Below are 11230 nucleotides of genomic sequence, written 5' to 3'. Positions count from 1 at the left end.
CATGCGCTACCACATCCGACATAGTACCGAGTACACCTACCAAGATAGGGTGAGTACCGCGCACAACCGATTGTGTTTAGTACCGCTTAATCTGCCCAAGCAAAAGTGTATTTCCTCTGATGTTAAAATTTCGCCTACACCCGATGAACTTATATATCGCACCGATTTTTTCGGCAACACATTGCTGTTCATTTCAATTTACCAAGAGCATTCGCATTTGGAAGTTATTTCGGAAAGCGTGGTGGATATTGAAAATAGAATAAATCCTGACAAGGCCACTCATTCAGCTACTCGGTGGACTGATGGTGAATTGAATGTTGGTAATCGAGCTAACGACCATTCTGAAATAGCGCAATACATATTGCCATCTTACCATATTCCATACAGCGAAGCTATCAAAAATTTTGCGCAAGATTGTTTTTTGCAAAATGCCTCGCTTTGGAGTAGTTGCCTCGCATTGATGCAAAAGATTTTTAACTCAATTGAGTTTAAACCCGGGTTCACAACTGTCAATACCCCGGTAGAAGAAGTTTTGAAATCTCGCAAAGGTGTTTGCCAAGATTTTGCCCACCTTATGATTGCGGGCTTACGCAACATGGGATTGCCAGCTGGTTATGTGAGTGGCTACATCGAAACGGTTCCGCCTCCAGGAAAAGAAAAACTGGTTGGCTCCGATGCCTCGCACGCCTGGGTGGCAGTTCACTTTCCTCACATTGGCTGGGTAGAGTTTGACCCTACCAACAATTTGCTTCCTTCTTCCCATCACACCGTAGTTGCCTTCGGCCGCGATTATTTTGATGTGGCCCCTATTAAAGGGATCATCTTCAGTTCAGGCAAACAAAATATTTCGGTGAAGGTGGATGTGAATAGGGTAAATTGATTTTACTCACTTCTCAATGTTTTAGCCGAGTTAGTTGAAATTATTTTCGCTCCTTGAATCATCACGATCACAAGAATCAATGAACAAGTACCAAAAAAAGAAGCGACAAATATACTTGCCCTACGCATTCAAAATCCCCTCAAAAGAAAGCTGAACCTACTAACAGAATCTAGTTTTTAATTCCTTTCGGAGATTTTACGGTAGTTCCGTATAAATAATCCCAAAAGGGTGATGTTACCCCAAAGACGGCTTCCCCATTTTTATAGTGATGAATACTATGGTTCATCCACAATACTTTGAAAAAATTGTTAGGTGGTTGGTGTGCGTGCACCATGTAGTGAACGAGCAGGTAATACGCATACCCAATCATAAAGCCAGGTATAAATGAGAAGGCCAAGTCGCCCATAATCAACCTAAAAAGTAAAAGAAGCAAAGTGCCGATGGTCAAGCTGGCAATTGGTGGCATGGCTAGGCGGCCTTTGTCTTTGGGAAATTCATGATGCACCCCATGTATTAGGTACTGCGTTTTTTTCCTCCATTTGGAGAACGTGCCCATGTGAAAAATATGTCGGTGCACTTGGTATTCCACCCACGTAAAAAAAATAAACCCAGCAAAAAATATGGCCGTGGAAGTAAGCAACGTCAGCGATGTGTTGCTAAAGCTCCAATACAACAGCAGGCAGGAATAAACGAAAAATATAGTAACGGGTACCCCAATGTGTGTGCGTGTAAGTCTTTCTAAAAGAGGGTTCTTAAAAAGCTGCTTTGTACCCTTATTGCTTGGTTTAATGAAGGTAGCTTCCATACTTTAAATCTATTACAAATTTATTTGCCGACCCAAATAAAGGCAAGTACTCATCTCTAAACAGTTGATTTTATAGATGCTTTTTCAAGAATCTTTTCGTAGTAGTTTTCGTATAAAGGCAGGATTTTGGTGATGTCAAATTCCTGGGCTCGCTTCAAAGCATTTTCTTTGAATTTGGGGAGATTGTTTTTGTCCAACACAAATAGCGACTTACGGGTCATGTCTTCAATATCACCTACGTTGCTTAAAAATCCTGTTACCCCTTGCACGTTTAATTCCGGTAACCCACCCGTGTTGGATGAGATTACCGGGACTTCGCAAGCCATGGCTTCAAGGGCAGCTAACCCAAAACTTTCTTTTTCAGAAGGCATTAAAAACAAATCAGCTACCGATAGCACTTCTTCAACGGCTTCTTGTTTTCCCAAAAAGCGGGTATCGGCTGCAATGCCTAATTCTTGTGCTTGTTTTTCGGCTTTGCTCCGCTCGGGGCCATCCCCAATCATCAACAACTTAGCCGGTATTTCTTTGTGGATGTTGTAAAATACCTCCACCACATCTTTGATCCGTTTTACTTTTCTGAAATTGGAGGTGTGCACAATCAACGATTCGCCATTAGGGCAAATGGCTTTTTTAAAATGGTCTTTCTTCTGCTTTTTGAATTTCTCAAGATCAATGAAGTTGGGTATTACTTCAATTTCGTTGGTGATTTTAAAAAACTGGTACGTTTCTTTTTTCAAGTCTTCCGAAACGGAGGTGACGCCATCCGATTGATTGATGCTGAAGGTTACTACCGGCTCATAGGATGCATCTTTGCCCACGAGGGTAATGTCGGTGCCATGCAGGGTGGTAATAACGGGAATATAAATGCCTTCGGTTTTTAATATTTGTTTAGCCATATAAGCGGCCGAGGCATGTGGAATGGCGTAGTGCACATGCAGTAAATCCAGTTTCTCGTTTTTTACTACACTCACCATCTTACTGGCCAATGCCAATTCATAGGGGGCGTATTCAAATAAAGGATACGAGCGAAAGTCAACTTCATGATAAAATAGATTTTCATTTAAAAAATCCAATCGGCTGGGCTGGCTGTAGGTGATAAAATGAACCTTGTGGCCTTCTTTGGCCAATGCCTTGCCTAACTCAGTGGCCACCACTCCGCTACCACCAAAGGTTGGGTAGCACACAATTCCTATATTCATGTTTCGCATAATAAACTCTTTAACCCAAAATTAAGCTATTTGGTTTCGTGACAACGGAACAGTTTAGATACTTAAGAATTAATGAATATCAATTCTGTTTATTTCTTCTTCTTTCTAGCTGCGCAATGTCATCTAGGTCTTTCACTCTTCTGGCCATAATTTTGTTTTGAATCAAATCATCATAACCAATAACCTTTACGGATAGCTCTTCCGTTATATTAAAATTATACGTCCTACTATAGACTTCATTATAGTCTAATCGCCCATCAATGATAGCTAAAAGCTCGACATAAAAGCTTTCTAGCGGAAGACGGATAAAGGCTTTCAAGGGGTCGCTTGCAAGGCTCTCGATTTCAGAGGTATCAAACCCGAATTCTTGAATGGTAGTTAGTAGTTTATGGTAATTTACTTCCGTTGGGTTGTACCAGATATCTAAATCACCGGTGGCGCGTGTATAGCCATGTACATTTACCGCTACGACACCAATAATCATGTACTCAACATTGTTTTTGTTTAGCAATTCAAAAAAGTTCTTAACTTCTTTTAATTGAACGGTCATGCTTTCTTTTTTAGCACAATGACATCTTGCCGATCAAACATTTTTAGATTTTTATCAGCAGAAAAAAGAATACTTAATGATATCAAATCGAACATTTTAAAAAAGCGGCCACGCGGCCCTAAGGCAATATCCTCCATCACTTGGGCATCTTTCTTTTCTGTAAAGGGAACAAGAATGGCTTTCTTCATACCGATTCACTTGTAGAATGCAAAGCTACTGTTTATTGGATGTATAATTAAATATCGACTGATAAATCACATCCTGTATGCGTGGACGGATGTTGGCATTTAATATTTTATTGTTGGTCATATCTGGATACACACGGTTCGACAAAAAAACATAAACCAATTCAAACTCCGGGTCAACCCAAACGCACGTGCCCGTAAATCCTGTGTGCCCAAATGTTTTGGCCGAAGCGTAAATGGAAGTCGGTCCGTTAGGGTCGCTCGACACGGGCTTGTCCCAACCCAATCCGCGCCTGCTTGTTTCATATTGTTTGGAAGTAAACAACTCAATGGTTTCGGCTTTAAAATAACGAAGACCACCGTACTCTCCTTTTTGCAACCACATCTGACCAAGTTTGGCCAAATCAATTGCATTGCCGAACAAACCCGCGTGGCCCGCGATACCACCATGCATGGCCGCACCTTGATCGTGCACATAGCCGGTCAATATTTTTTTTCTGAAAAGTTTATCGTCTTCTGTTGGTGCAACTTGCGAAGCGCCAAATCGCTGCAGCGGCAGGTACCCAATGGTGTAGGCACCCAATGGGTCGTAAATATTTTGTTCCAGAAAATCTTCTAGCGGTTGATTTAAAATTTTTTCCGATAAGTGTTGAAGCATATAAAAACCCATATCGCTATAGCGATAATCAAAAGCGGTGCGGTCATTCTTCTCGCGCACTTTGGCTTTGATGATCCACTGCCACAGGCTGTCTTTCATTGCTTTAATGGCAAACAAACTATCGGCCACCGGAAATGGATACGCTTCGCTTCGTTCCCGATTGTAAAATTCAGGTAGCGGTTGGCCGTCTTTTACTGTCTGCGCCCAAAAAGGCAAAAACGGCCACAAGCCCGCCTGATGAGTAAGAATATCTTTGATGGTAAAATCTTTTTTGTTCGATTCTTTTAGTTCGGGCAGGTATACTGATAATTTTTTGTGGATGTCTATGAGCCCTTTTTCATGCATGAACATAACAGCCTGTAAGGTGGCCGAAACTTTGGTGACAGAAGCCAAATCGTAAATAGTTTGGTCTGTCACAGGCTGCTTTTTATCGTAGGTAAACCAACCCACACTTTGTTCGTACACGATTTTTCCACCACGCGCCACCAGCACTTGGCAACCGGGTGTGGCACCTGCATCTACTGCTTCTTGCATTATCGATCTTATTTTCTGAAGAACCTTTGAGTCCATTGCTTGGCACTCTGGTTCGGCATAGCTGAATCGGTTTTGTAAAGTAGATTCTAAACCTTTTCCTTCAGAGAAAACATCGGCTATCGTAATCGGCAACGCGCCTCTAGCAGTTACTCCACCGAAAATAATTTCTGCTGCTACTTGTTGGGTTTGCGCATCATCGGAATAAGCAGCAAGCAAAGTTGGAATTTCTGAAAAGAATTTCATATCATCACTGTAGCCAAAACTGACCACGATTACTCTCTTTATTTTTGATAACTTTTTTACAAGCGGTGCGATTTGTAAGATGAAACCTTTTGAGTTGGGGAATAACCCGACCACTGCTACGTCTTCTTTTATTTTGCTTATCAATCCAACGGTGTCTTTGAGGTTAGCTATCCCATAATGCTGGAATGGGGCGTACTTGGATAGAACGTGAGTAAACTCGTTGGTGGTTTCGGCACCGAAAGAAATGGAAGCAAATTTTTTATGATCCAAATGTTGAATGGGGAGCAGCGAGTCATCATTCTTCAAGAGGGATATGGAAGACTCCATTAATTGCTGGCGCAGCACTTTTGCTTTTGAAGAATTCAATTTGATCAATAGGTTGTCTTTATTTACGAGCTTACTTTCTGATAATCCTGCCGAATATTTAGCTCCCAATATTTTTTTTACGGATATGGCCAGTTGATTTTGAAGTGCTTTGTCTTTCTTCACTAATTTGGAAATGGATTTAATGGCAGCACCAACATTGCTGGGGTTTACGAGCACATCGTTGCCAATCAGGAAAGCAAGTTTCTCAGCCTCGCCATCCCTGCTTTTGCGGGTCAGTTTTTTCAGATAGGGGATTTCAGAAAATGTTAAGCCCGTGTAGTTCAATTTCTGTTTTACGACTTGGGTGATAAACAATTCTGAAAGGGCTGCAGGAACCGGTTTCTTTTTTCCCTGCAAAACAAAATCAAGGTGTGAAGTCAGCAATCCATCTACTCCAGCCTCCATTAATTGTAGATAAGGATAAAAACCGATGGTATCAATCTGATTGACATCAAAGAAAATGGCACTGTCTTGCTTGATGATATTTCTGTTTTTCTTTGGGTTTTCTAAATGCTTAGCGCAAGCGAGTACACCACCTGCGTGCAAACCTTGAAGCAACCAAATGGATTTAGTTGAAACACGCTCGCGATTGTCACCAAAATAATTTAACGTTCGCGGAAACAAATCATCATGGTAATGGATATCGGCATTCGGTGCAAAGTTGAGATGAATGCCCAGCGTTTTCATTTCGGCAGCAATTTGCTTACCTAACAAAAACAACAACGAGTCGTTTTTTACGGCTCCTTGCAAAAGTGGTTTCGGAAATGAAATGATGCTATCCAGCGTTTGGCCAACTCCATACTCGGCCTGAATGGCCACCATAAAAGGTACTTTGCTTGTCGCCTGAATTTTATTGATCAAGTTTGCGTGACTTACCGGACCTCCTTGTGTTATAAGAATGCTTCCCGGTTTGTGCTTTTTAAGAAGATCGAGTTGTGTTTGCTTTTGTTCAGGCGTGCCGTAAGCCGAAACCGACACCATCAACAGCTGCGCTACTTTTTCCGTGAGGCTAAGCGAATTATAGACACTGTCGACCCATTGAGATTTTCGGTTTTGAGCAAAAAGAGTGGAACTAATAAAAAAGAGAAGAACGACAAAAACTTTTTTGAACATCGGGCTGTTTGATTTTGTAACTTTGAAGCTAAAATTAGCAATAAGTTGTCGATTTGAATTTGACACTACTCAATAGCTCATGAAATGGCCATTCAGATGTCTTACATCCAACGGTATGTTAATCTGGGCCAATCCATGTGACCACTAAAAAATTATTAACACATGAAAATCGTTTCATTGTTTACCAAAGCACCCAAGCACCAGCGCTTCAATTACATTCCAAGGTATTACGATCCCTCGAAGGAAGAAATGAAAGAACGGGTGGAGCGAATTCAACGCGAAATTGATCAAGAGCGCGGTTCGAAACCAGAAACAAGCGGAGGCTACAAATCTCGTATTGCTGGGTCTTTTCAGGCCGCGAGAAGAAGGTCAAAGCCTACCCAAGAAAAGCAATCGGTGTTGATGCGCTTCGGTATCATTCTGTTTATGGTGGTGTTTCTGATCGCCTTTTTGCAATGGGGTAAGCCGGCACTTTATGGTGGATTTATTTTCGTGCCGTTTTATCTTTATTTAAAATTTAAAAATAGGAAGTAGAAAATTCAGTCAATCGCCAAAACCTCTACACACTTACGGTCTTGGAGCGTAACATAGCATTTGGGGTTTTTGCCAGAATCAAAGTTTAGGTTGCTTGGCTTCTTGCCTTTCAGCTTGAGCTCTCGTATCAGCTTCCCTTTCGGGGAAAAAATTGCTACTGTTCCCTTCCCATAACGAGTTACGTAAAGGTTTCCTGTTAGGTCGCATTTCATGCCATCTAACCCAAAATCATCAAACTGCGCAAAAAGTCGTTGATGACTTATAGCCCCATTACTGTCCACATCAAATGCCCAAATTTTTCGTTGCACGCTTTCGTTTACATACAAAATTTTTTCGTTGGGGCTTAGCGCAATGCCATTGGTAGTGCCCATGTTTTCTTTTAGTAAAACAGTTTGCCCTGTTGGTTCAATGCGCCATAGCTTGCCGGTGCCCTCTTTCCAGTTAGGGTCAGAGGCAAAGAGTCTTCCTTTTTTGCTGATGCAGATATCATTTGGCTGATTGAAGAGATCGTTGTGCGCCAAAACCGAAATAGCTTTTGAGATCATATCCACTTTTAAAATGTTGTGACCTTTAAAATCAGCCAATAGCATGTTGCCATATGGATCAAACTGAATGGCGTTGGCAATACTGCCAGTCGGAAGCGTGACAAATAATTCTGCGCTTCCATCAGGTTTTACCGAGCCAATGGTTCCGTCAGTCTGGTAGTTGACAACGTATAATATGCCATTGCGAAAGCAAGGACCTTCTATATTTTCAGAAAAAAGGTTTTCGGCTGTGAAATCGGATGAGTGCCTTACCTGAGAAAAAACGTTCGCGCTTACAACCAAAAGAAAAATCAAAAAGTACTTCATAGGATTGTGTGCGCCAAGTGTTGGTTACGATTTTGATTTGCCGATAGCGTGGCCTTTCAGGGCAAAAAATAAAATGTAGGCGTAACACGGGGCAACAATGCAAAAGAAGGCAATGGATGGACCTGATTTTGGTGCCAACCATCCATATGCTTGCGGCAACACGGCACCCCCTGCAATTCCCATCACTAAAAAGGCAGAGCCGAGCTTCGTGAATTTGCCTAACCCTTCAATGGCCAAGGGAAAAATTGCGGGCCACATGAGTGCATTGGCAAACCCAAGCAGGGCAATAAAGACAATTGATGTGTACCCGGTTGTTAAAAGTACACCGGTGCCAAGTATTATTCCGGCCACAGCCGAAAGCGCTAACGCATTTTGCTGTTTGATGTATTTGGGTATGGTGAAAATACCAATGATGTAACCGGCCACCATGGACCACAATGTATAAGAAGTGAAAATTTTTGTTTCGTCTAGGCTGATGCCAATGGCTTTTCCGTATGTGCCTATCACGTCACCTGCCATTACTTCTACTCCAACATACAGAAAGAGGCAAAGAACGCCCAACCATAAGTAAGGAAATTTTAAAATGCTTGAACGGGTAAGCTGTTTTTCAGAAGCACTTTCTTTATCCGTTTCAATTTCAGGCAAGGCCGAAAACCAAATCATGACGGCTAAAATGAATAGCACAATTGCCATAATCATGTAGGGTAATATCACTCGTTGCGCCAAATCATTTAACAATTGGCTACGCTCCATTTCAGAAGTAGCATTGACGATGTTGGTTTCAATTTGACTTGCTCCTTTTAACACAATGGCTCCCAATACCAACGGGCTTAACGCGCCAGCTACTTTGTTGCAAATGCCCATGATGCTAATGCGCTTGGCGGCACTTTCTATCGGACCAATAACAGATATGTAAGGATTAGAAGCGGTTTGCAGCAACGCCAAACCCATTCCTTGTACAAACAATCCCGTAAGGAATAAACCAAAACTTCGTGCGTTGGCTGCCGGAATGAATAACAAAGCACCAAAGCCCATTACTGCCAACCCCAACGACATGCCTCGTTTGAATCCGGTTTGGTTCAGAATAAAAGAGGAAGGTATGGCCAAAAAGAAATACGCCATGTAAAAGGCGGATGTAACTAACAATGCTTCACTATCGGATTTTAAATCGCAGGCTAACTTCAAGAATGGAATCAACGTGCCATTGAGCCATGTCACAAATCCAAAAATGAAGAATAACACACCAATGATGGTGATGGAATAAACGTAATTTTTTGATGTAGACATGCAGCGAAGTTATTTTAATGAGTCAGTATTTAAATTTTGCAGTTAAGTTGGCGATTATTCTTTAGTTTCGCCCTAAATATTCAAAAAATTATGGCAAAGAGGATGAGTTTATTGGTGATGGCTGCTGGTATGGGCAGTCGCTATGGTGGCATTAAGCAAATAGATGGCTTTGGTCCCAATGGTGAAACCATCATGGACTACTCTCTTTTTGATGCCCTACGAGCTGGGTTTGATCGCGTTGTTTTTATTGTGCGCGATGAAATCAAGGAAACGGTGAAAGAAATTTTTTCACCTAAGCTCAGAGGCAAAGCAGAGGTGTTTTATGAAGTACAATCGTTGGAACGTTTTGTGCCCGCTGGCTATGGCACAGTGGAACGAAAAAAGCCGTGGGGCACTACCCATGCCATGTTGTGTGGAAAGGATGTGATTGATGGGCCCTTTGCCGTCATCAATGCGGATGATTTTTATGGCCGTGATGCATTTGCTTCGTTGGCAACTTTTTTTCAAACAGCAGCACCCGATCATCATGCAATGGTAGGCTATACATTGAAAAATGTGTTGTCAGAACATGGAAGTGTTTCGCGTGGGGTGGCCGAAGAGCGCGATGCCCAAGGATACTTGAAAAAATTGAGCGAGTTAACAAAGATTGTAAAAGAGGGCGGCAAAATTATTTCCAAAGAAGAAACGGGCGATCGCGAACTGAGTGCAGAGCTGCCCGTATCAATGAATTGCTGGGGATTCCAGGCAGGCGCTTTTTCGGTAGCAGAAAAAATGTTTCACCAATTTGCCATCGATAATAAATCAAACCCATCGGCAGAGTTTTACATTGCGCTTCTGACAAACGAGATAGTCAAACAAAACTTGGGCAAAGTGCATATTTTAGATGGTGGCACTACTTGGTTTGGCGTTACCTACAAAGAAGATAAGGAAGAAGTATCGGGTAAAATTAAAGCCTTGGTGAATAGTGGTGTGTATCCTTCTAGGTTGTGGTAGGTGGTGAGTAGTAATTGGTCATTGGTAGTTGGTAAGCGGTATTCGGTATTCAGTGGGGTTTACCTCCTATCTCCTAAATTCTAACTTCTAACTCCTTCTCAGGAATGGAAAAAACAGAAATGATATTTGGCACACGTGCGGTGATGGAGGCCATCAAAGCAGGGCGGCAGATTGAAAAAATTTATATTCAAACGGGTGTCAGTAATGATTTGATCAAAGAGTTGGTGCAAACAGCCAAAGAATACAAAGCACCGTACACGTTTATTCCGCAAGAGAAATTAAACCGTCTTTCCAGCAAAAACCATCAAGGTGTTATTTGTGTCCTGTCTGCGGTGGAATATGGCTCACTCGAAAACATCATTGACAAATGCTACCAAGAAGGGCGGGAGCCATTTTTTTTAATAGTCGATAGAGTAACAGATGTGCGCAACTTTGGCGCGTTGGCACGCACGGCTGAGTGTGCAAAGTTAGATGCCATTATTATTGCGGACAAAGGGAATGCACCTATTACGGGTGATGCGATGAAGACATCAGCCGGTGCGCTCAATCATCTGCCTGTTTGCCGCGTGAAAGACATGAAAAAGACATTTCAATTATTGAAAGACAATGGTATTCAAATTATCGCCTGTACGGAGAAGGCCACTAACACGATCTATCAGATTGATTTGAATACACCGATAGCGATTATACTGGGGTCTGAAGAAGACGGTATTTCACCACAGATGTTAAAGGATGCTGATCACCTCGCTAAAATTCCATTGATGGGAAGTATAGAATCGCTAAACGTATCCGTTGCCGCAGGAATTGTTGTTTACGAGAAAATTAGGCAGAGAGACTTTAGGAAATAAGTAAGGGTAGATAATTCTATAAAAATAGCACAGCAATATTATCCTTAGAAAAATTAAGTCTATTAAAAGTCATTTCGCAGATTTATCCTGTTTCTGAAGCGTTGCAGAACAATTCGAAATCATCCTTCAACATAACACTCGAGAAAACATCCGAAGTGACATGACGAAATGACCA

Annotated in this window: 11 protein-coding genes; 4 read left to right on the top strand and 7 right to left on the bottom strand. The window is 41.9% G+C overall.

Annotated features, from left to right (window positions below):
* Position 1: 1 nt before the first annotated feature.
* Complete coding sequence (locus KA713_18415; GenBank protein UXE66401.1) at positions 2-880, top strand: transglutaminase family protein; 879 nt, start codon at positions 2-4, stop codon at positions 878-880.
* A 169-nt stretch (positions 881-1049) separates the two neighbouring features.
* On the opposite strand, the gene KA713_18410 is transcribed toward KA713_18415, so the two are convergent.
* The 5 genes from KA713_18410 to KA713_18390 all read right to left on the bottom strand — a co-directional run bounded on the left by KA713_18410 (position 1050) and on the right by KA713_18390 (position 6542).
* Complete coding sequence (locus KA713_18410; protein UXE66400.1) at positions 1050-1685, bottom strand: sterol desaturase family protein; 636 nt, start codon at positions 1683-1685, stop codon at positions 1050-1052.
* Between the two features lie 56 nt (positions 1686-1741).
* Complete coding sequence (gene bshA, locus KA713_18405) at positions 1742-2884, bottom strand: N-acetyl-alpha-D-glucosaminyl L-malate synthase BshA (protein UXE69187.1); 1143 nt, start codon at positions 2882-2884, stop codon at positions 1742-1744.
* 88 nt (positions 2885-2972) lie between these two features.
* Positions 2973-3443 (bottom strand): nucleotidyltransferase, encoded by a 471-nt coding sequence (locus tag KA713_18400; GenBank protein ID UXE66399.1) that lies wholly within the window; start codon positions 3441-3443, stop codon positions 2973-2975.
* On the bottom strand, positions 3440-3631 hold the full coding sequence (locus tag KA713_18395; GenBank protein ID UXE66398.1) for a hypothetical protein: 192 nt from the start codon (positions 3629-3631) through the stop codon (positions 3440-3442). Before KA713_18395 ends, KA713_18400 begins: the two co-directional genes overlap by 4 nt.
* Before the next feature lie 25 nt (positions 3632-3656).
* Positions 3657-6542 carry a serine hydrolase gene (locus KA713_18390; protein ID UXE66397.1) on the bottom strand — a complete coding sequence of 962 codons (2886 nt, stop codon included), beginning with the start codon at positions 6540-6542 and terminating at the stop codon, positions 3657-3659.
* Between the two features lie 162 nt (positions 6543-6704).
* Between KA713_18390 and KA713_18385 the strand changes: the two genes are divergently transcribed.
* Positions 6705-7076: a hypothetical protein gene (locus KA713_18385; protein UXE66396.1), complete on the top strand. Its 372-nt coding sequence runs from the start codon at positions 6705-6707 to the stop codon at positions 7074-7076.
* A gap of 5 nt (positions 7077-7081) precedes the next feature.
* On the opposite strand, the gene KA713_18380 is transcribed toward KA713_18385, so the two are convergent.
* Both KA713_18380 and KA713_18375 read right to left on the bottom strand, forming a co-directional pair.
* Positions 7082-7927 carry an SMP-30/gluconolactonase/LRE family protein gene (locus tag KA713_18380; protein ID UXE66395.1) on the bottom strand — a complete coding sequence of 282 codons (846 nt, stop codon included), beginning with the start codon at positions 7925-7927 and terminating at the stop codon, positions 7082-7084.
* 24 nt (positions 7928-7951) lie between these two features.
* On the bottom strand, positions 7952-9214 hold the full coding sequence (locus KA713_18375; protein ID UXE66394.1) for a sugar MFS transporter: 1263 nt from the start codon (positions 9212-9214) through the stop codon (positions 7952-7954).
* A gap of 90 nt (positions 9215-9304) precedes the next feature.
* Here KA713_18375 and KA713_18370 point away from each other — a divergent pair, with 90 nt between their 5' ends.
* The gene (locus KA713_18370) at positions 9305-10207 is read left to right on the top strand and encodes a nucleotidyltransferase (GenBank protein ID UXE66393.1); all 903 of its coding nucleotides are present in this window, start codon (positions 9305-9307) and stop codon (positions 10205-10207) included.
* Positions 10208-10311: 104 nt separating this feature from the next.
* Positions 10312-11055 carry a 23S rRNA (guanosine(2251)-2'-O)-methyltransferase RlmB gene (gene rlmB, locus KA713_18365; GenBank protein ID UXE66392.1) on the top strand — a complete coding sequence of 248 codons (744 nt, stop codon included), beginning with the start codon at positions 10312-10314 and terminating at the stop codon, positions 11053-11055.
* The last annotated feature ends 175 nt before the right edge of the window (positions 11056-11230 follow it).

Origin of the sequence: Chryseotalea sp. WA131a (genome assembly GCA_025370075.1) — a bacterium.
Taxonomy (GTDB): Bacteria; Bacteroidota; Bacteroidia; order Cytophagales; family Cyclobacteriaceae; genus ELB16-189.
Note: the sequence above shows the minus strand (reverse complement) of the source record. Positions and strands in the feature narration are given on the sequence as shown.